The 20,758-nt window shown below is 45.5% G+C and carries 25 protein-coding genes; 22 read left to right on the top strand and 3 right to left on the bottom strand.

Features of this window, described 5'->3' with window-relative positions:
• Window positions 1-217 precede the first annotated feature (217 nt).
• Both H70357_RS34670 and H70357_RS36815 read right to left on the bottom strand, forming a co-directional pair.
• Window positions 218-1,105 carry an ImmA/IrrE family metallo-endopeptidase gene (locus H70357_RS34670; RefSeq protein ID WP_052092343.1) on the bottom strand — a complete coding sequence of 296 codons (888 nt, stop codon included), beginning with the start codon at window positions 1,103-1,105 and terminating at the stop codon, window positions 218-220.
• A 93-nt stretch (window positions 1,106-1,198) separates the two neighbouring features.
• On the bottom strand, window positions 1,199-1,588 hold the full coding sequence (locus H70357_RS36815) for a helix-turn-helix domain-containing protein (protein WP_052092342.1): 390 nt from the start codon (window positions 1,586-1,588) through the stop codon (window positions 1,199-1,201).
• A gap of 302 nt (window positions 1,589-1,890) precedes the next feature.
• Between H70357_RS36815 and H70357_RS30515 the strand changes: the two genes are divergently transcribed.
• The 22 genes from H70357_RS30515 (at window position 1,891) to H70357_RS30410 (ending at window position 19,766) form a co-directional block, all read left to right on the top strand.
• Complete coding sequence (locus H70357_RS30515) at window positions 1,891-2,412, top strand: sigma factor-like helix-turn-helix DNA-binding protein (protein WP_081966003.1); 522 nt, start codon at window positions 1,891-1,893, stop codon at window positions 2,410-2,412.
• Window positions 2,413-2,590: 178 nt separating this feature from the next.
• Window positions 2,591-3,022 carry a hypothetical protein gene (locus H70357_RS30510; protein ID WP_052092341.1) on the top strand — a complete coding sequence of 144 codons (432 nt, stop codon included), beginning with the start codon at window positions 2,591-2,593 and terminating at the stop codon, window positions 3,020-3,022.
• Window positions 3,019-3,315: a hypothetical protein gene (locus H70357_RS30505; protein WP_038597016.1), complete on the top strand. Its 297-nt coding sequence runs from the start codon at window positions 3,019-3,021 to the stop codon at window positions 3,313-3,315. Before H70357_RS30510 ends, H70357_RS30505 begins: the two co-directional genes overlap by 4 nt.
• Before the next feature lie 3 nt (window positions 3,316-3,318).
• Entirely contained in the window at window positions 3,319-4,764 is a 1,446-nt protein-coding gene (locus H70357_RS30500; protein WP_038597013.1) for a phage tail sheath family protein, read from the top strand.
• A gap of 12 nt (window positions 4,765-4,776) precedes the next feature.
• Complete coding sequence (locus H70357_RS30495; protein WP_038597011.1) at window positions 4,777-5,298, top strand: phage major tail tube protein; 522 nt, start codon at window positions 4,777-4,779, stop codon at window positions 5,296-5,298.
• 17 nt (window positions 5,299-5,315) lie between these two features.
• The gene (locus H70357_RS30490) at window positions 5,316-5,636 is read left to right on the top strand and encodes a phage tail assembly protein (RefSeq protein WP_052092340.1); all 321 of its coding nucleotides are present in this window, start codon (window positions 5,316-5,318) and stop codon (window positions 5,634-5,636) included.
• Window positions 5,637-5,788: 152 nt separating this feature from the next.
• Window positions 5,789-8,812, top strand: coding sequence for a phage tail tape measure protein (locus H70357_RS30485; RefSeq protein ID WP_038597009.1), 3,024 nt, complete (start codon window positions 5,789-5,791; stop codon window positions 8,810-8,812).
• The gene (locus H70357_RS30480) at window positions 8,812-9,015 is read left to right on the top strand and encodes a tail protein X (RefSeq protein WP_038597006.1); all 204 of its coding nucleotides are present in this window, start codon (window positions 8,812-8,814) and stop codon (window positions 9,013-9,015) included. Before H70357_RS30485 ends, H70357_RS30480 begins: the two co-directional genes overlap by 1 nt.
• 2 nt (window positions 9,016-9,017) lie before the next feature.
• A complete protein-coding gene (locus tag H70357_RS30475) occupies window positions 9,018-10,049 on the top strand; it encodes a phage late control D family protein (RefSeq protein WP_231578341.1) in 1,032 nt (343 codons plus the stop codon).
• A gap of 2 nt (window positions 10,050-10,051) precedes the next feature.
• The gene (locus H70357_RS30470; RefSeq protein ID WP_038597004.1) at window positions 10,052-10,447 is read left to right on the top strand and encodes a hypothetical protein; all 396 of its coding nucleotides are present in this window, start codon (window positions 10,052-10,054) and stop codon (window positions 10,445-10,447) included.
• Entirely contained in the window at window positions 10,444-10,866 is a 423-nt protein-coding gene (locus H70357_RS30465) for a phage tail protein (protein ID WP_038597002.1), read from the top strand. Before H70357_RS30470 ends, H70357_RS30465 begins: the two co-directional genes overlap by 4 nt.
• The gene (locus tag H70357_RS30460) at window positions 10,863-11,195 is read left to right on the top strand and encodes a hypothetical protein (RefSeq protein WP_038597001.1); all 333 of its coding nucleotides are present in this window, start codon (window positions 10,863-10,865) and stop codon (window positions 11,193-11,195) included. Before H70357_RS30465 ends, H70357_RS30460 begins: the two co-directional genes overlap by 4 nt.
• 4 nt (window positions 11,196-11,199) lie before the next feature.
• The gene (locus H70357_RS30455; RefSeq protein WP_038600899.1) at window positions 11,200-12,327 is read left to right on the top strand and encodes a baseplate assembly protein; all 1,128 of its coding nucleotides are present in this window, start codon (window positions 11,200-11,202) and stop codon (window positions 12,325-12,327) included.
• Window positions 12,320-12,871, top strand: a complete 552-nt coding sequence (locus tag H70357_RS30450) for a phage tail protein I (protein ID WP_038596998.1) — start codon at window positions 12,320-12,322, stop codon at window positions 12,869-12,871. Before H70357_RS30455 ends, H70357_RS30450 begins: the two co-directional genes overlap by 8 nt.
• A 12-nt stretch (window positions 12,872-12,883) precedes the next feature.
• Window positions 12,884-16,798 carry a phage tail-collar fiber domain-containing protein gene (locus tag H70357_RS36810; protein ID WP_052092339.1) on the top strand — a complete coding sequence of 1,305 codons (3,915 nt, stop codon included), beginning with the start codon at window positions 12,884-12,886 and terminating at the stop codon, window positions 16,796-16,798.
• A gap of 3 nt (window positions 16,799-16,801) precedes the next feature.
• Window positions 16,802-17,536 carry a hypothetical protein gene (locus H70357_RS30435; protein ID WP_038596996.1) on the top strand — a complete coding sequence of 245 codons (735 nt, stop codon included), beginning with the start codon at window positions 16,802-16,804 and terminating at the stop codon, window positions 17,534-17,536.
• A 23-nt stretch (window positions 17,537-17,559) separates the two neighbouring features.
• The gene (locus H70357_RS30430) at window positions 17,560-18,030 is read left to right on the top strand and encodes a hypothetical protein (protein ID WP_063848060.1); all 471 of its coding nucleotides are present in this window, start codon (window positions 17,560-17,562) and stop codon (window positions 18,028-18,030) included.
• Window positions 18,031-18,138: a CD1375 family protein gene (locus H70357_RS36405; RefSeq protein ID WP_197073630.1), complete on the top strand. Its 108-nt coding sequence runs from the start codon at window positions 18,031-18,033 to the stop codon at window positions 18,136-18,138.
• Between the two features lie 58 nt (window positions 18,139-18,196).
• Entirely contained in the window at window positions 18,197-18,337 is a 141-nt protein-coding gene (locus H70357_RS36400) for a CD1375 family protein (RefSeq protein ID WP_231578340.1), read from the top strand.
• A gap of 96 nt (window positions 18,338-18,433) precedes the next feature.
• Complete coding sequence (locus H70357_RS30420) at window positions 18,434-18,835, top strand: hypothetical protein (protein ID WP_038596991.1); 402 nt, start codon at window positions 18,434-18,436, stop codon at window positions 18,833-18,835.
• A gap of 11 nt (window positions 18,836-18,846) precedes the next feature.
• Complete coding sequence (locus H70357_RS30415; protein WP_038596987.1) at window positions 18,847-19,551, top strand: M15 family metallopeptidase; 705 nt, start codon at window positions 18,847-18,849, stop codon at window positions 19,549-19,551.
• Window positions 19,551-19,766, top strand: coding sequence for a phage holin (locus H70357_RS30410; RefSeq protein ID WP_038596984.1), 216 nt, complete (start codon window positions 19,551-19,553; stop codon window positions 19,764-19,766). Before H70357_RS30415 ends, H70357_RS30410 begins: the two co-directional genes overlap by 1 nt.
• Before the next feature lie 343 nt (window positions 19,767-20,109).
• Here the strand turns inward: H70357_RS30410 and H70357_RS30405 are convergent, their stop codons facing one another.
• Window positions 20,110-20,739: a DUF1796 family putative cysteine peptidase gene (locus tag H70357_RS30405; RefSeq protein WP_038596983.1), complete on the bottom strand. Its 630-nt coding sequence runs from the start codon at window positions 20,737-20,739 to the stop codon at window positions 20,110-20,112.
• Between the last annotated feature and the right edge of the window lie 19 nt (window positions 20,740-20,758).

The following is a 20,758-nucleotide window of genomic DNA, read 5'->3' as shown; positions in this document are numbered from 1 at the left end:
TGAAGATAAATCGAAAGACTTCCTAATTATATGCGGTAATCTGAACTGTTCGAAGTTCAATATTTAAGAACGTAAGAAATACGGCCTCAAAGAAGCACGTCGCGCTCCACAGTTCTCGAACCGTTAATATCCCTTGGTTATCAAGGATATCAAGCCTCTGGTCTTTATGGCCAGGGGCTTTTTGTATTGGTATTTTAACGGAAGGTTCATGCTTATACTAATTAAACTTCTCTAAAGATCTTCGATCTGTTTCGAGGAGTTGAACGATATCCCTCATATGAAGTACAAAATTTCTTTTGGAATATCCACACCTGTAGACAAGTTGGTGCACTTGGAGTGTTAATTGTCCATCGAAACAAATTAAGTCTCCGCTTATTGTTGATTCCACAACGATATCATTTAAGGCCTCTAGTTCAATTTCTTGAAACCGTTCATCCATAGGAATAACAATTTCATATTGTGTAGTTAAAGTCTTATAATCTAAACAAACAATTAGTTGGTCTGGCCCATCAAAATTGCTGTAGGGGTCATAATACGCCAATACTTTTGTCTCTTTAACATGATTGCTGTGTGTGTTTGGGCTTTTCTTGAATTTATTATGCAATGTTCTGCCGGATAATAATTCGCCTTCATATTCACGGCGTAAGATTTGATCAAACCTTAACTTAGCCATTTCTCTAGGGACTCCGAAGATGCTCGAGAGTTGATGGATTGCCTGATTGTAATCATCTGATAAAACGTATGCTCTTATCATGAAATACGGCATTGTCGCATAGAGTACAAATTTGTGAGCGTCTTCTTCCTGAGCTTTAACAAATTGATTGGGAAGTACGATCTGATTACCAACGTGGCGAAGCATGTGACAGAGCTCATGTAAGAAATCAAAGCGTTGTCTGATTGGAGATATCCGGCTATCCAGAAGAATACATCGCATACCTGAGACTGACTCATAAGCACGGCTACTGATAGGGGAATATTGTACATTTATATTTAGTTCAATGGAAAGATCATGAATTGTAATTTGCTCTGGGCTCGTAATGTGGTGATCTAAATAAATATGTTCAATGAATTGCTCTAAATGAGTTTTTTTGTAATGTATAAACATAATGGGCCTCCGTTATGAGAATGTATGTTCGTATATATGGATGCGTGAAACCAGCTCGTCGGCTGGCACCACGATTATGTGTATTAGTTGTTATTACTGATCATTTGTTTTTTTCTTCTCCAGGTCCTTAATAAAATTCCAGAAGGTAAGCATTTCCCGTTTTCTTTCTTCTGGAGCACCCAGGTAGTCTTTAAAGAATAGGCTGTGTTCAGGATTGTTAATAAAAGCTTCAAACTCAGCAAGCTCGTGAATCGAGTGGGAAACAACTTCTTCATCAGGTCTAAATGCCAAACGATCCATTTCTTCAGTTGTAATTCCTAGAGCACGGCATACTTTGATGACATTATCTACTGAAGCACCACCTACCCCGCGCATTAACATTGATCTGAGCGTAGTATAAGGAATCCCCGCTTTCTCAGCAAATGCTTTTGTGTTCAGGCCGGTTTCCTCGATCAGTTTCTTTAAGACTTCAGCCCTCCGCACTGTCAAGTCCTCCTCATATCATCAGAATGTTCTTTCTACTAAGATGTATTTCATTATAGAGGTTTTTTTTTTGCAAGTAAATGCTCAATATCGTATTTATTCGCAATAATCAATTGACTAAATACGAAAATGAGTATACCATTGATAAAAAATACGATATTGAGTATTGGGAATCATATTTATTTAAATTGTTTGATATATGAACAAAGCGCATTTATACAATGATAAGTGCTTAATTGATTCGTATAACAACGTTACTAATACATAATATGATTAATTCCCCTCACAAAAGGAGCATAAGGATGACTACAGTACGGACTGAAAAACCAGCCCTGCCGTATACCAGGGAACTTGAGGGCATGCTTTCAGATTATCAGGATACTTTGAAGGTAGCCGAATGTGCTTATGTGAACGCTGATGCTGATGACCGGAAAATCATTTCTGGAATGGTCAGTGACTGCAAATACATTATTGAGTGGCTGACCACAGGTAGGCGTCCGGGAAATAGAAGGGGGATAGAGCGTCGTGCCGGATATGAACGTGAAATATTACTGGAACCGTTACGAATGCAGTTGTTTACCAGTAGCGATGCTATTAATCGAAGTGATTCGATTACAGATGATCGGCGTTCATTGCTTGATTTTGCTTTAGAGCCATTGAGTAAAAGGGAGCGAGAATGCTATATGATGGCGCATGGAGAAGGATTTTCCCATGCTTGTATAGCTGAGATGCTTGGAATTTCAGCCGGTAGCGTAAGTGAGTACATTCAACGGGCTCAAAGAAAAATAAGCCCTCTTGTTAATGAAATAAGAGAGTTTGTCTAGCAAATGCCCTGTATGTATAGAAAGACATTTTAAAGCATGTGCTTAACCGGCTTGGCTGGTAAGGAGGTGGAAGTTGATATGACTACTAAAGCTAATCTGTTCTAAAGGGTATGAAAATAAATTCATAATAATCGGGCAGTGCTTATGAGTGGAAGTGTTTACCGAAAGGGGAAATGATGTGACGATATTTTTGTTGATCAAGGCGATTCAAACCTTTTTGGAAAATGAGCTGGTTGATGATGCATTTGCGGTTCCAAATGTATATTTAGGTGATTTGCCGCCGAATTCTGCAGATAGTCAGGAGGATCCCGAATATCCGTTCATTATCATCCGACCATTTGAGGGGGAGGGAGGTAAGGATAATATACAATCCCAGATTAAACTTCTTTTTAGGACTCGGCCGCGGGATAATTCAGGATTTATTGATTTATTAAACCTGATGGAGCGGGTACGTATACTGCTTATGCGGCAAGGTATCCTGGAAAAGAAATTCGCTATTAATGATAGCTGGAAATGGAAACTTATTGAGGAACAGCCAATGCTCGAATGGGTTGGTGAAGTCATTACCACATGGACTTTACCGCAAATTAAACGGGAGGTAAAAATATGAGTCGAACTAAAAATAATGTTAAATTGCAGGAGGAGCAAGTGGTAACGGTGAAAGAAAATTTGGATTCAGTAAAAATCTATCTTGGTCCGAACTTGCCGGGTGGACGCTTGCTGCAGTCAACTGTCTTTCGGACCGGTATTCCTGCTTATTTGCAGCCACTGATTGCGGAACAGCCGGATGTAGAAGAACTTATCGTACCGGTTAATGGGATGAATGCAGTGCAGGAACGTATTGTTCAGTCCGGTACAGCAGAGTATGCAGCATATCAAAGGCTTTTAGGAAAGGGGAATTAATTAATGGCCTATAAACATGGTGTAACAATTATCGAACAACCAACATCAGTCCTGGCACCCACAGAGGCAATGAGCGGAATTCCGTTTGCAGTAGGGACGGCTCCTGTTAATCTGGCTTCGACAGCTGCACCGGTGAATACTCCAGTACTGGCTTATACTTATGCTGAGGCTGTAGCCGCACTTGGCTATAGCGATGATTGGAAGAACTATACTCTTTGCGAACTTATCTACTCACATTTCGTGTTATACAAGAAAGCCCCGTTGATTATGGTTAATGTCCTGGATCCCGCTGTGCATAAGACGACGGTGCCACCGGAGGCGGTCACTGTAAATAACCGTACAGTTACGCTGACGTCTGAGGGGATACTGTTGCCAACGCTCACAGTCAAATCGTCTGACGGAACATCAACATACGTAGCTGGTGTCGACTTTAATGCCGCATTTAATGATAACGGCCATGTAGTGATCTCGGTGAAAGCTGGTGGAAACATTTCAGCTAATGTAGCACAGCTCTCTGTAGGGTATGACCGGATTAATCCAAGTGCCGTAGACTTGGTTGATGTGATCGGTGGTCTTACATCATCTGGGGAATACACCGGCTTTGAGTTGATTAACCAAGTGTATCCGCGTTTCGGGATTCTCCCAGATTTACTGCTTGCACCTGGATGGTCTCATTTCCCTTCAGTAGCAGCAGTTATGAGAGCCAAAGCCAGCAACATTAACGGCAACTTCAAGGCAATGGCGCTGACAGATATTGATCCGGCTCAGGCTTATAGCGATGCCGGAACCTGGAAGTCTGTGAATAGCTATAATGGAACTCTCCAAATTGCCTCCTACCCCATGCTTACAATGGGAGATAAGCAGTATCATTTTTCTACACAGCTGGCAGGACTAATCGCAGCAACAGATGCGAGCTACGGCGGAGTACCTTTTGTATCGCCATCTAATAAAGCACTTCAAGCCGATGGTACTGCACTTTCCAATGGGACGAGCTTGTATTTAGGGATCGATCAAGTGAGCTATATGAACAGTCTCGGAATTATGACTGCCCTTAATCTTGGCACGAGCGGATGGAAAGCCTGGGGGAACAACACAGGTTCGTTCCCGGGGACGACCGATCCGAAAGACAGCTTTATTCCGGCTCGCCGTATGTTTAATTGGATCGGGAACAGCTTGATTCTGACCTATATGCAAAAGGTTGATGATCCGATGAACAAGCGGTTGATCGCTGCAGTCACGGACTCGGTAAATATTTGGCTGAACGGTCTCGTGGCATCCGGTGCGCTGCTTGGCGGTCGTGTGGAATTTAATGCTTCCGAAAATCAGGCCACGGACCTGATGTCCGGTAAAATTACTTTCCATTTATATATCACTCCACCAGGTCCTGCACAGGAGATCTCATTCCTGCTTGAATACGACACAACTTATTTGGCTGCATTGACAGCCTAAAGGAGGAAAAACATGCCTAATAGATCAGAACGTATTATCGATTATTCAGTTTTCTTGAGTGATCAGGATAGATATTTGGGTACAGCTACTGCTACGTTGCCAGAGATTACTTATCTGGTGGAAACAATCAAAGGTGGAGGAATCTCGGGCGAAATAGAGGCTCCTTCTCCAGGACATACCGGTGTAATGAATCTGTCCCTCAAATGGCGTACGATGGAAAAGGAAGCAGTTGAACTAATGGCTCCTAAGGTTCATATGCTAACCCTGCGCGCATCAATTCAGACGTTTAATACCTCCACTGCTGAATATAATGAATCCGCGCTAAAGATCACAGTACGTGCAAGACCACTGGGGCTGTCACTAGGCAATCTTGAACCTGCGACAACTATGGAGACTACGAATAATTTCTCGGTTAGTTATCTGATGGTGGAACTCAACGGTGAGCGTATATTGGAGATCGACAAATATAACTATGTCCACAGAGTGTTTGACAAAGATTATCTTGAAATTACTAAAAGAAATTTGGCGTTGTGATAAGGGAGGGCTAAACAATGGAAAATGAAATAATCGAGGAGGACTTGGCGGAAGTATATACTTTCGCCCGGCCTGTCACTTTTGAAGGAAATACTGTAGAAACTTTGACCATTGATTTCGACAAGTTGACCGGCGTGGATATTCTTGCCTGTGACCGTCAATACCAAGCTGAAGCGGCAAGACACGGTGGCACTGAATTGGTTAAGGAGACGAATAAAGCCTATCAGGCCTACATTGTAGCAAAGGCCGCCGGCGTTCATGTCGGATTAATCCGCGCGCTTCCGGCAAAGGATTTCACTAGGCTGACTTTGCGGGCACAAAGTTTTTTGCTGCTGTAGGCTGTGGGGGTGGCGAGGAGGTCAAGGATCTCGCCGCCCTTCTGGCCATGTTTACCTACACACCCATTCCGTATTTTCTTTCGCTGCCCCTTTGCGAAATGGCGGAATGGGTGGAGCGGGTTACCCGGATTAAGGGAAGGAGGAAATAATTCGTGGCAGGGTCGAGTGGTGCAATTAATAGTTATAATATTGTTTATCAATTGAATGCCGTTGTATCTGCCTCCTTTCGCCGATCGGTGGGAGAAGCAGAGGACAGTATAGAAGATGTTGCAAGGGTTCTTCGGGAGTTATCACGAATTTCAGGTTTTGATAATGTGCGGCGAGATGCGGACGCGGCGGAAGATTCAGTTGGAGAATTAGGCGAGAGTGCTTCTAAACTTGGCCGCATTTTGGAAGGCATGAAGGGACAGAAGGAACTATTCTCTGAATTGAAATCAGGTATCGAACCGCTTAAGAAAATTATGAGCGGAATCAATGAATCCGCTGATGCTATGGCCCAATTGCAGGCATCAACAGGAATGACAACAGAGCAGATGGAGGATATGGAAGAAATCTCTAACAGTCTCTATCGCCAGAACTATGGTAAAGGCTTTGAGGATTTAGGTGACTCTCTGGCGCTGGTTAAAAAAGTATTGCAGCAAAGTGGGGATGAGCTTGAGAAAACTACGGAGAATGCGATTACCTACCGGGATGTTTTTAAAGGAGAGCTGCCTGATTCTCTGAAAGCAGTGGATGCGATGATGCAGCGGTTTGGTATTAACTCCGAGCAAGCTTATAACTTGATGGCTCAAGGAGCACAGAAGGGCTTGGACCGATCTGATGAACTACTTGATACGACAAGTGAGTATAGTGTGTATTTTGACAAAATGGGCTATTCAGCCAATGAGATGTTCAGCCTCTTCAGTGCAGGGATCGAAAATGGGGCCTCTTCGCTTGGAGGTGTAGCAGATGCTGTGAAAGAGTTCAGTACAGCAATAATGAGTGACTCTGACTCAGTAAGCGCCTCTATATACGAATTGTTTGCGCCAGAGCAGTTGGACAAGTTCAGCGCAGCGCTTGTAAAGGGCGGTGCAGGTTCGGCTGAATACGCCCAACTTCTGAAAGTGGCGGGAAAGACTGTAGCTGACACCCTGACAAAAGATTTAAAAGCGGGCGGAGATTCCGCGAAGAAAGCCATGCTGGAGCTGCAGAAGACACTTGGCAGCGGAGAGAAGATTTTCAAGGGGCTGTCGAACGGTTCACTTACCGGCAAGCAAGCGATGGAGCAAGTGATTCAGAAACTAAAAGAAATTAAAGATCCAGTAAAACAAGCACAACTTGCTGGAGAGCTATTCGGCAGTCAGTTCTCGGCTATTGGCAGCGAAGCCATTCTTGCGCTCGGGAGCACCCGAAGTCAATTCGACATGACCAAGCAGACTATGGAAGAAGTTGCTGCTGTAAAATACAGTACGTTGACACAGCAGTTCCAGGCAGTCGGCCGTGAAATGATGACCGAACTGATCGTTCCGCTTGGAGAGAAGTTGATGCCGCTGCTTCAGGGTCTGGTTCAATGGATGGGGAACAATAAAGAGCTCATGATGGTCATTGGCCTTGGAGCTCCCGCGGCGGCAATTGGAGTGAATACTCTCAAGATTGTTCAGGGATTCCTGAAAATCGGAAGTGCTGCTGGCGGTGCAGGCGGAGCGGCTGGCGGGTTTGCCGGAGCGCTGGGACTGCTGACGAATCCAGTGGGGATTGCTGTGGGTGCACTGGGATTAGTGACAGCTGGGGTGGTCGCTTATAAACATCATCAGGAAAATGCCCGGCAGGAATTACTGCACATGGGCGATGCACTGGACGAAGCTGGAGAGAAATATGAAGCAGCACAAGGAAAGGCGAAACTCACCAATGACCTTGTCTGGGAATATCGGCATTTGAATGAAAAAATAAAAGAGAGCTCAACCAGTTCAGAAGGATTGGCTAAAAATACAGAAACTTTAGCCAGACAACAGGAGCGTTTACGTGAAGTGACTACCAAACTGCAGGAGCTACATCCTAAGACAATAAGTCAATACGATATTGAGAATGGGAAGATTGAAGAGAAGCTGGACCTTATGAAGCAGGAAAGCGATGCAGAGAAGGACTTGGCGAAAATCACCCTTGAGAACAAAATATACGAGACTGAAGACAATCTTCCTGAGCTTGAAAAAGAGATGACTGAACTTCAAAACAGTTCCCAAAATTTGGCCATGAAGAAGGATATGCTTGATCCTGCAATTTCCGACCTTAAAAAATTCGAAGCGGAGTATGAACGGTTAATGCAACTCCCTAACTCGGATAAAAAAAATGAACAGCTTGAGGAACTGCGTCAAAAGGTCAATACAATAACTGGTGAGGTAGGATTTAATGTAGAAGGTACTAGTGCTAATTTTGATGATATAAATCGGCTACCTGGTCTTAAAAATGCAATAAAAACAATAAAAGAGAAGCGAGACAAAGGCTCAGAAGAACTTCAGAGTATTTTGGAAAAGCAGGTAATTGCCCAAGACACTTATGAAACTCTTTATGACAATAAAAAAAGTTTAATTGAAAAGAAGCTTGGGGGAACTCTGGAGGAGCAGGCAGCCAAGTATAAGACATTATCTGATGCTCAAAAGCTGCAATTTCAGCAAGCGATGGAGGATGTTTCGGAACTGAACGCGGCATTGTCCATGATGCCCAGTGATAAAAAGATAAATGTTATGCTGATATGGGGGCAAACAGGGCAATTCCCACAGAAAATTGACAAGTTTGCAAAGAAAAACGGTTCACCCGATCTAAGAACGGTATCCGGTCGAGAGCAACACCGTTTGCAGCTACGTGATCCTGGTTTTGAGGGTTATGCGGGTTTTGAGGATGGAGGCATAGCTTTACGTCCTTCTATATTCGGAGAAGCAGGCCCTGAAATTGCAATTCCACTCAATCAGAAGCCGCGTTCCCGCTCCCTTCTGGATAAAGCAAATGACTTAATGGGTTACACCAGTTCAACCAGCTTAACGGAGGGGAATATACAGGTCAACTGGGCGCCACAAGTTACGATTCAAGGAGGGACGCCGTCTATTGCGGCTGAAGTAGCCAAGGCCATCCAGGATCAACAACCGGCATTTGAACAACGGTTTCAGCAAATGATCCAGCAGCAAAGGCGGGTGAGTTTCTAATGATCTACAGGACAGTACAAGGTGACACTTGGGATAGTGTCGCCTTTCAGGTGTATGGAGACGAGCAATTAATGACAATGCTCATGAATGCAAATCCCAACCATGCGGCAACAGTCATCTTTTCTAGAAATATTGCCATAAACGTGCCTGATAAGCCAGTCATCACTTCAGATATGCTTCCGCCTTGGCGAAGGGAGGATTAACCTTGGATTTGCCCCAAAACGCCCGAAGGGCAATGCTGGTACTTCAGTATAACGGAAAGGATGTAAGCAAGGATATTGCAAAATCGCTGACAGGTTTTCAGTACAACGATGCCGCTTCCGGTTCACTTGATGACATTTCTATCTCACTGGAGGATACAGGGCGTAATTGGCAGGGGGCCTGGGTTCCAAGCGAAGGGGATCGAATTCATGCCACAATACGTACTATAAATTGGGATGCGGCAAATGAAATTAAGAAGCTGCCACTTGGGACATTTGAAGTAGACAGCATTGAATTTAACGGTCCGCCGGATACGGTGGCAATAAAGGCAGTGTCGCTTCCAATCAGTTCGGAAATTCGAATGCAGCAAAGCTCGCGAGCCTGGGAGAAAACGAATCTAAATACGGTTGCTGCTGAGGTAGCCAAACGGGCAAAGCTAAAGCTGCTTTATAGGGCTGAAGATAACCCCTCATATGATCATTTGGAACAGACAGAGCAATCAGATTTAAGCTTTTTATTGGAGACAGCGACCAGGGAAGGGATTGCCATTAAAGTTTCAAACGGTACTCTGGTAATGTTTGACGAATCTGTATATGAAAAAAAGCTACCAATCGCGACTATAACACGTGGTGAGGACAATGTGAAGGGGTATGGATTTTCAATCAATACGGCATACTCGGCATACCGTGCCTGTACGATTACGTATACACCACCTAAAAGCAAGGAGCCGGTACAAGCAACGTACACACCTGTTGGTGCTCCGAAGACTGGTCCTATACTAAAGATAAACGAACAGGTAGATGATCAAGCTGCGGCCATACAGCTGGCTCGTAAAAGGCTAAGGGAGCGCAATAAAGAAGGCGGAAAAGGCTCATTATCTCTCATGGGAGATATCCGCATGGCAGCTGGCTTGACTATTAATATAGTGGGCTGGAAGCGATTCGACGGCAAATACATTATTGAGTCTGCGAGACATGTTATCGGAAGCGGAGGCTATACAACTGATTTGGAAATAAGAAAGGTATTAGGGTGGTAATCATGAACTTTATTGGACAAGTTTCTACGGCAGACCCGGGATCCGGCAGCGTGCGGGTTACCTTTCCTGACCGGGACAATATGGTGTCAGCACCGTTGCTGGTTATTACACCAGGAGGATGGGCACGTACAAATGCTTTTCCGGAACCCGGGGATACCGTTCTTTGTGCATTTTTGGATAATGACCGCTCTGCAGGTTTTTGCTTGGGGACCTACTATGGTTCAGAGGATGCTCCGCCTGGTGATGTCCATCAACAGGGTGTGTGGTTTGAGGATGGCAGCTTTGTCTTTTATGACCGCAGTACCCGTATGTTAAATGTTAAGGCAGTCGGCGGTATGAAAATTGAAGGGGATTTGACCGTTACCGGGAATGTTACAAGTTCAGGAGGCGTATTATGAGCGGAGAAGCAGAAGCGGATATCTATACTGTCGGCGCCCTTGGGCCTATCGTATTTTCTGTTTCCGAAGCATACATTCTTACGCTCCAGGATTTAGTGCGAAGCAGTGCGGGACGCTGGGCTCAACATGATATTATCGGGCAAAAGCCTAAAAAAGAGTGGCTGGGACCTGGAGTGGACACAGTGACCTTTTCTATACGCTTTTCTTGGGAGCATGGCCTCAACCCCAGGAAAGCAGTGGACAGGTTAACAGAGCTGGAACGGGCCGGCCGAGCACTCCCTTTGGTTATCGGAAATAAGGGTGTAGGAACAGGGCTATGGGTGATCACTAATATGACACAAGCCTGGGAGCAGCTTGACAACAGGGGGAATGTCCGTGTGGCAAAAGTTGATCTTACATTGGAGGAATATGTAAAGTGATCTATACCGTAGATACTACCCAGCAGTCAAACATAGATTTTGCACCGGAAACAATAGCGGAAGAAATTGCCCAAAACGTTCGGACCATTCTCATGACACCGCAGGGCAGTGCACCGCTGGCACGAAGCATCGGATTAGATTATGGGATAGTGGACGAGCCCTATTCCTTCGCAAAGACACGTATTATAAGCGAGATTATGTCTGCTGTGGCTGAACAGGAGCCACGAGCGCAAATAACGGACATATTTTTTAAGGATGACCTGATTGATGCTTTGACAGGCCGGATACTAGCAGTGGTGCAATATAGTTTAAATGAGGAGGTGATGTGATTTGGTGCTATATGCAGATTTGCCTGAAATACAGTTCGTGGCTGAAGAAGCTGCGGATATCCAGCGAAACGTGATTGCTATTTACGAGGGCCTAACCGGCCGAACCCTGCAGCCTGCCGATCCGGTGAGGCTGTTTTTGTCTTCATTGGCTGTTCTGATTGTTCAACAACGAGTACTTATTAACCAGACGGCAAAGGGCAATTTGTTACGGTATGCATCGGGAGTTCTGTTGGATCATATGGGTGCATTTCAGGGTTCGGAGCGATTGCCTGCGTCTTCGGCAATCACCACGCTGCAATTTACACTGTCCATTCCTTTGTTAGCCGTCACTTCGATTCCTGCGGGTACTCGTGTCGGTATACTAGGAGGTGATGGTTCTATATATTTTGCGACAACAGAGTATGTAGAGATACCTGCCGGAGCAACCACCGGTACCGTTACAGCGATTTGCTCATCTCTCGGTACTGGCGGCAATGGTTTCTTACCGGGCCAGATTAATGTTCTTATGGATCAATTACCATTTGTTCAATCTGTTATCAATTCTACAATCAGCAGTGGAGGTTCTGCAGAGGAGACGGATGAAGCCTTTCGGGATCGCATCCGGGCAGCTCCGGATTCGTATAGTACAGCTGGTCCGCAGGGGGCGTACGAGTTTTGGGCAAAATCCACATCTGCAGCAATTCTGGATGTGCATGCCTATTCCCCGGATGATGGTAAGGTGACAATAGTTCCTTTGCTTATTGGTGGACAGATTCCAGGCCAGGATATCCTTGATGCCGTCAGTGAGATATTGGATGACCGCGGCATTAGGCCATTGACGGATCAGGTGAAGGTAATTGCCCCGACACCTGAATCTTATAACACTACTGTTACCTATTACATTAGCCGCAGTCGGGCTTCGGAAGTATCTAGCATTCAGGCGGCGGTAACAACCGCAATCGCTGATTATCAGCTCTGGCAAAAGTCCAAGCTTGGTCGACATATCAATCCTTCTGAATTGATTACCCGTGTCATGGAAGCGGGTGCGCTGCGCGTAGTGCCGACAGCACCAGTGTATACGGCTTTGACAATGACCCAAATTGCACAGGAGGGTACGACAACAATCACCTATGGAGGTCTTGTTGATGATTAATATTCAAACGGTAAGCCTGCTTGATCTCCTTCCGCATTCGATCCGAAACGATCCGGCTATCACTGCCGCCGCCACTGCACTGGATAAACAACTTCAAGTAACAACGGATATGATAACATCACTAAATATATTTAGTCGCTCGACAGAATGGACAAATGAAGAGACTGATCAATTGGCACTTCAGTACCGTCCGCCCTATTATGATCCGGAATTATCCGTGGGACAAAAGCGACTCCTGGTTAACAACGCCATTTCCTTTCACCGGCATAAAGGAACAGCTGGTGCTGTTGAAAGTTTAATAAAGATTCTATTTGGGGAGGGTTCAGTTGAGGAGTGGTGGGAATATGGCGGTGATCCTTATCATTTTCGAGTGGTTACTAATAATGCGGATGTTACTACCACACGTGCACAAGAGTTTATAGAAGCCGTGAATGCAATTAAACGTCTTTCTACTGTACTAGATAGCGTCACCATATCACAAGCTGAAACACTGCCATTGTATATAGGTGGGTTTATACACGTTGGAGAACGAATTATTATTTAAGGAGGGGCTTTTGTGGCAGTATTTGGTGGCATGACAATAACGACAAAAGGTATTGCACTTCAGGGCAAGGCGCAGGCGGGAGCGGCACTTAACTACACGCGTATTGCGGTCGGAGATGGAACACTTAGTGGGCAGTCTATTTCAGCGCTAAATGGGCTGATTTCTCAAAAAAAGAATTTGCCGATTACAAGACTGAAGACTCAACTGCCTAATAAGGCGGTAATTGGAGCGGTTTTATCAAATGCAGAAATTACAACGGGCTTTTATTTTCGAGAGGTCGGGGTTTTCGCACATGATCCGGATGTAGGGGAAATTCTATATGCTTACGCCAACTCTGGCGTAACAGCAGATTATATTGCCCCCGCCGATAGTACCGACATCATAGAAAAGTCATTTGACTGTATCGTTGTAGTCGGCACTGCAGCAAACATAACGGCAGTAATCGATGAATCGCTGGTTTATGCTTTACGGTCTGATCTGGATGCTGTAGCAGCAATCAAGGTGGACAAGGTGGGCGGAAAACAACTAAGCACCGAAGATTACACCACGGCTGAAAAGGCGAAGCTTGCCGGGATTACGGCGGGTGCTGGTGGCACAGGATCAGCATCAGACACTGTCATCGGGAATCGAACGATAAGCGACAGCACCGCACCCACTGGCGAAACTGGTACGCTGACCACTTTGCTGGGTTGGCTGGCTAATATGATTAAGGGAATCACGGGTAAATCCTCCTGGCGGACAGCGCCAGCTACAACATTAGAGGCAGCTAAAGTCCACGCGGATGATGCAACCCGCCACATCACAGCACCAGAGCGAACAACCTGGAACGCCAAGGAGACACCAGGCGGGGCACAGTCTAAGGCTGATGCAGCCAAAGACGCAGCTATCAATGCAGCTGCTCAGGATGCGACCAGTAAGGCTGATGCAGCAGAATCAGCGGCAAAGAATGCTTCAATCCCGACAACCCAAAAGGGCACGGCAAATGGTGTAGCAGCACTGAATGAAATAGGCCAAGTAATGGGAAGCGGTTTGAGTTTGGGTGGAAATAAATTAGGAGAAAGTGTATTTACATTCTCTTTCACTCATGGCGTCCCAAATCAAAAGATAAACCTAGTTCACACGGGGTTAACCGCTGGTTTTGTAGAAGTTACAGTTGCAGGAACGTGGGTTAATGGTAATGCTGCGGGGAAATTAACAAAGCGCTATGAAATCATAACAGATGGCGGGGGAACAATAAGTTATCAAACTGATGCTTATACAGAAGTAACTGGACCAATACAAGATGCAATTTCTATTTCTCCGATTTCGTGGGATTCTAGTGCTTCAACTTTGAAAATCACTATTGAAGCCCGGACGAGCAACGGAAACGATTACGTTGTTAGTATTAAACAGATGTCTCCTCATGGTTATGTTGCTTGGAGCAAAGGTACTGTATACACTGGTGCTGCCACAACATTACCTAGGGCAGTACAAACTATACCAGATGATACAGTTACGCGAAGTGGTTATCTGATCCAAAAGCATAGATTAACAACCCCGACTGGGACAGTAATTAATCTTTCTACTGGGTATAACTTAAATAATTTAACAGTAAACGGTTTTTTTGACGGAGAAAGTTTTGTAAATGCTCCAAATGCCTCAACAGATTGGTTTTATATTGAGTCATATGTTCATTCTAATAATCAGTGGGACTACCGTTTGCAGCGGGCCACTACATTAAATGGAACTCCCGCACGAAAACCAACTACGTTTGAGCGCATTCAGGTTGGAGGAGTATGGGGGAACTGGATAGAGGTATCTGGAGATTCAATATTTAAAACTAATGGGATTGTAGATGTAGATTATAACCAATACACAAAACCAGGGATATATCAGATTTACGGGGCTGTCCCCGCAAACCGTCCTCCATTAACAGCACCTTGGGGTATCCTGAATGTATATGTCGGCGGCCAAGGTTACATTGTGCAGGAAGCTACACAAACAACCGCACCGTACGGGAAATGGTATCGAACGCGCACAGAAACGGAATGGGGTCCATGGCTCAATGTCGCCGTCCAAAATAGAGCTGCGATATTTGACGGAGTGGATGCAAGAAGTGCCGAAAATTTTAGACTAGCGACTGATGCGCCAAGCACCTACCCCGGAGGAGAGACTATTTTCTTTGTTAACGATTCGCCGGGATGGCCCGCAGTTTACGGCACCGTTGCCTCAGTCAGGGGTAACAATAGAGTAGGGGCTACCGCAGTCACTCAGTATTTTTATCCGTATAATATATCTGCCCCAATTAAGTACCGTCAAGCGCTATACGGCAGCGACGCATGGGGCGCATGGGATACGTTACTAACAGGTGCGGCTGCCCAAGGATTTGCCAAGGCAGGAAAATACGTTACTTTTGGCGGGACAGATACGGGCGTTACGACTCCTGAGTTTATAACGATGCTTAAGAATATGGGAGCACATTCCCCTGAGGGAGGATACTGGGTAGGGCGTGGCGATTGGTCCTATGCTTATAATGTCCACATTACCGACACAGGCCTCGGTTTAATACATCTTGCGGGGGCGGTTGTGGAAGTAATTGGCTCCCTGCTCGCTGACAATTATACAATCCGTATTACGACACCTACGACCAACGCTGTGGACGCCGATACAAACAGTAGTGAATTTATTTACGCTAATAATGGGCCGCAATATTACCCGGCTTGGCGGAAGAGCCTGAACAGTGCAAACACATCGGGCTTGTTCGGAGTAGGGCAAACTGTAGGTGACGCCAATGCGCTTGTGCACAATGGCTCTTATGTCGTTGCCGCATCGTGGACAGGAAGTCTTTGGGCTGGAACGGATGGCAACAATCAGGGCTATCTTACGCACACTAGCTGGAACGCTGACAATTCTTATGCCATGCAAACGTTCATGCCCATTAATGCTACTGACGTAGGTAGAACAGGAATGTGGTACAGACGGAAAGAGTTGAACGTATGGGGGACATGGACAAGAATATGGAGTTCCGCAAACGATGTCGGCTTCTTCAAGGAAAGGGGAGTCGTTCCTGCTGGGTCAGATTTAAATGACTACCATGGCAACGGTTCTTACATGCTTCTAAGCGACTACTACGCATCCTACGTCCACCGTCCACCAACGGACTCATACTATGTCCTGTCAGTTTCGAGGTCTCAGGGAAGTGGTGGATTCGTTAAACAAACAGCTACTCAAGTATTTGGGTCTTTTGAGTATTACCGTACTCGTACGGATCAAGGACTCTGGAGCTCATGGGTAGAAGTAATGACTAGTGAGTCGGGCAACTCTTTCGTTAAAAGGGGAGCACCCTCTGCTGGTGAAAACCTAAATAACAAAACAGCATTAGGTATGTACACCTTAGCAACAAGCGCCAGTTACGTTAATGGTCCGGGGATGGATTGGTGTGTACTGCTTGTATATGCTAATGCATCTGGATACCTCGTCCAAGAAGCCATTAACGTGGGTAATAGCACTCCAATGAGGAGATTTAGAACACGTTCCGACGGGAATTACTGGAGTCGCTGGACTGACGTTGTTACCACAGACGCCACCGGGAAAATTCCGGGAGTAGCTGCTAATAGAGTAGTTGCAAAGGAAGCTCCGCTCTCCACCACTAGTGAAACCCTTGTCGCTTACTATGAGGTTCCGATAGAAGCGAATGCAGTAATTACGGTAAAATCAGCCCTAACTCTACACAATTCGGCGACTGTTAAGATATCGGTTAAGTATACTGACACTAATAGCATTGCACGAGAGTACGTGATTTTACCAAGTACCGCGATGGGGGGCGGACGATACACTTTTATAGCGCCTACGCTGAACTGCAACGCTGGAACTTGGGTCAATGTGGCCGTGGTGACTTCCGTACCGAGTGTTACTTGGGTCACGGCGGTCATTACACAGGAGGGATAATAAATGTCGATTCTATGGATACCGGGTACGGCAAATCCCAGCGATGTAATCGCGGGCAGATATTTTAGTTCGAAGGACAATTATTACGCATTAGGAACTATGCCAAATCGAGGATCTGTAACCGTCACGCCTGGCGCAATAGCCCAGGCTATCCTTTTTGGATACCATGACGGACAGGGTGTAGTGGCTGCTGTGACGTTTGACAAAACCAGAGTTTTGGTCGGGACAACTATTGCGGGGACTGCGGGGACGATGCCAAACAGAAGTGCCGAAAATATACACATGCCAGCTAACGCTTTTACAGTATGGTCTGGTGATAGAGTGTTTTTACAGCCACCACAAGGTTACTATGATGGATCCACGTGGGTTACAGGTGCCTCCCCGGGGCTCGTAGCTTCTAATATCCGTAATGGGGTTAATATTCTTGGACTCACAGGAACTATGGTAGAAGGAAAAAGGAGCGCAAGTGGTTCGTCTGCTAATCCGGGAAGTTCATTTTCCGTAAGTGGACTAGCTTTTGTCCCTTATGCAATAAGTATAGAATATTACGATTCTACTGGTGATTATATTGTATATCGAGGCGCTGGCGGGAAATGGCTTTGGGCATCGTACAACGGCGGCCCTAACGGTTCGTGGGAATATGGTGGGACAAGTAACGATACATGGACAGGCAATGGCTTTTCACTTAGCAATACAATCGGAACACACACTTTAACTTGGCAAGCATGGGAAAAATAATTATATTGAGAGGATGAATTTTTATGGAAATCGGAAGAAAAATTTATTTTGATAAAGCGACGGGAAATGTAATTCTTGATACTGGCGAAATGGTCGGTGATGTTGTTAAAACAACTCGCGAGCAGGATTTTGCATCTTTCAAGGTGCTTAATGAACGTGTAGAGGAAACGGTAGGAATGATTGAATTAGAGTTCGGTCAATATAATGTTGAGTTTCGCGAGTCTTGGGGACGATTTCGCGTGAATTTAGAGACAGAAGAACTGGAGTTTTTATATACAAACCCAGAAGCTCCAGAAGAACCCACGGAACCAGTCTACCAGAAGCCGTTAACCGAGCAAATCAAGGACCTGACAACAGAGCTATCCAGCACACAGATGGCTCTCGCTGATAATTATGAGCAGTTACTCTCTGCACAAAAAGAGGCTGTAAGTGCGCAATTGGCGTTAACAGAGCTGTACGAGCTGGTATTACCCTTGACTGGAGGTGCTAAGTAAATGACACAAGTATATGCAAGCTTGGTCCGCAAGGGACTTAAAAAGCTGGAACAAGTACCGGCTGTAATTCGCGAGGATGTTGCCGCGCTGCTTGGCGACAATGCGTAACTGGTTGGCAGGGCTGCTGGTGTCAGGCGGTCTACGTCTCATGAAGGGAGGTGACACAATGTCTGTTATTTATGCCTTGTTGATTATTAAGGGGCTGAAAACTTATGCTCAAGTGCCAGTCAAACTGCAGCCTGAGGTTAAGACCTACCTGGCAGCGTCTGATCTGGATGAAAACGGAGAACCATTACCAGCTAAATAAATTTAAGGATGGCGCCTAATGAGGCGTTTTTATTTTGCCCTCGAAGCTGATCCGGGGGCTCTTTTTTACACCAACTAGATAAAGGGGTACATCATAATGGCAGACGGAGTAGCAGATGTAAGGGGAGGGGTTGAGGATGTAATGCCATTACAACAACGTCTTGAAGAAGTAGAAGTGGGATTGAATACTCTGACTAGTGAGTTTGCCCGAATAGCTGCCGAAAATGTTACGGCAAACACTAAGCTGCGGTTACTGGAAGAGAATGACCATCGTCATGATGAAAGTATTAAGGAGATTAAAAGTTCGACAATCAAAATGGAGATTCAGTTCAGTGCAATTATGGCTAAGTTCGACAGCCTCGAAAGCAAAATTTTCTCGCTGCTTCAACAAGCTAACAAGGACAGTGGGGCAGAGCGGAAACTTTGGATGGACATGATTAAATACATTGTTTTGATTGCTCTTGGAGCAGCGGCAGGCAATCAATTTTTAGGGAAATAAGGAGTGATGTGATGCGTACATTAGAGCAGGTAAAACTCAAATCCCATAAACGTCTAATCGGGCTGCATCCTGTTGTTGTAGCGGCTACGTTGGCTCTCATTGAGCGGAGTTACGCCCGGGGAGTCAATATAGTCATTACCCAAGGGCTCCGGAGCATTGAAGAGCAGGATGCCCTGTACGCTCAGGGTCGTACGAAGCCAGGGGCTATTGTGACCAATGCCAAGGGGGGCACGAGTTACCACAACTTTGGACTTGCAGTCGACTTTGCGTTGCTCTTGCCAGATGGAAAACAGGTATCTTGGGACTTGAAACGCGATGGTGATGCAGACGGAATGAGGGATTGGACAGAGGTGGTACAGGGGGCCAAAGCGCTCGGGCTAGAGTGGGGCGGGGATTTTGTCTCCATTAAAGATGCGCCACACTTCCAAATGACCTTCTGTCTCACAACGTCTCAGTTACGTGCCGGCAAGGAACCAACAGCATCCCAGGTGGCAGCGGCATATATCAAAATTGGTAAATGTACAAAGGAGGATTCAGAAGTGAAGAAAGATGTAATCGTATCAGTAATCGTGGATGGCCAGAAGGTGGCTGACGGTGTAGCGGACGAAGGGGTAACCTATACGCCAGCAAGAGCCATAGCAGAGGCTCTGGGAGCTATAGTGTCGTATGATGCCAAGAACAAAACAGTGACAATCAATAGTAAGGAGGCCAAATAGTGAGAAGCAAATGGAGAAACTATGGATTATGGGTATCTTTGACGGCAGCAGTGCTGCTGGGGGTGCAGACCGTTGGCGTGATCTTTGACGTGCAATTCACACCGGAGAAATTTGAAGAAGTAATGGCAGCAGTAAATGCTGTGCTCGGCGTGCTGGTGGTGCTGGGGATCGTGAGTAATCCTGAGGCTGGCAAAGGGTATACAGATAATATGTGAAAAATTCGATAGGTTAAAAACGATCACGCCCTACCACGGAAGCGTCGGGGCAAGATTTCGCTAGAGGAGTAGATGTGTGTAACTCTGATTAATGGAGAGTTTTTTTGATGACTATATATCTCGACCTAATTCATAACCAAACTAATCGGAATTAATCGGAACTCTTGAAAAGAAACTTCCTATTATATACGGCTATCTGAACTAATCGGAATTAATTGTCGCGCTCCACAGTTCTCGAAACGTTAATATCCCTTGGTTATCAAGGATATCAAGCCTCTGGCCTTTATGGCCAGAGGCTTTTATTTTTGCCATAATAACGCTGTGACCATAACAATGGCTTATTTTATCTAACACTAAAGCCATGCAATATGGATCTCCAGAGATGATCATTATCATGGAACATGTCCGGGACTTCTGGGATTTGTAAGGCGCAAACATTGTTAAAGGGCCAAGGAGTTTCGATGATTCCATGTACGGGTGCATGATTAATAATAAGCAGGTTAAATGTTCCTTTAACCATCCCGTTTAACACATCCAGCAGTTCAGCGGTTTCATGTATTGTGGCTTCGGTTCGAATAAATAATACCTTGTCAGCGTCCATGAGGGTCTGGAGGAATCGCGGAATGCGGCGCTGTAGTTTTTCTTTTAGTTTTGGATAGCTGACAAGCTGCTCCGGTGTATTTTCAATCAGTGGAAAATCATGGTGAGAAAAAGCATGGTACGCTGCGTCCCTAACAATATAACATTCCGCCTTATGATTAATTCCCGTAATACTAAGATTAGGAAAATCCATGAAATGGGCGAACCGATTTCGCAATAGATTGCTTACACCTGCCAAAACGGGGGTTTCCACCCAATCAATCACCCCACCTACCTTTCGTAATAGAGTGCGGGATAATTGATCGGCAGCGAGGCAGTTATGTCCTAAACTGAAAATAACGTCATAGGTACCCTTGATCTCATTCAATATCATGCGGATCCCCCCCGGATAA

The sequence above is a fragment of the Paenibacillus sp. FSL H7-0357 genome (genome assembly GCF_000758525.1).
Lineage (GTDB): Bacteria > Bacillota > Bacilli > Paenibacillales > Paenibacillaceae > Paenibacillus_AQ.
Note: the sequence above shows the minus strand (reverse complement) of the source record. Positions and strands in the feature narration are given on the sequence as shown.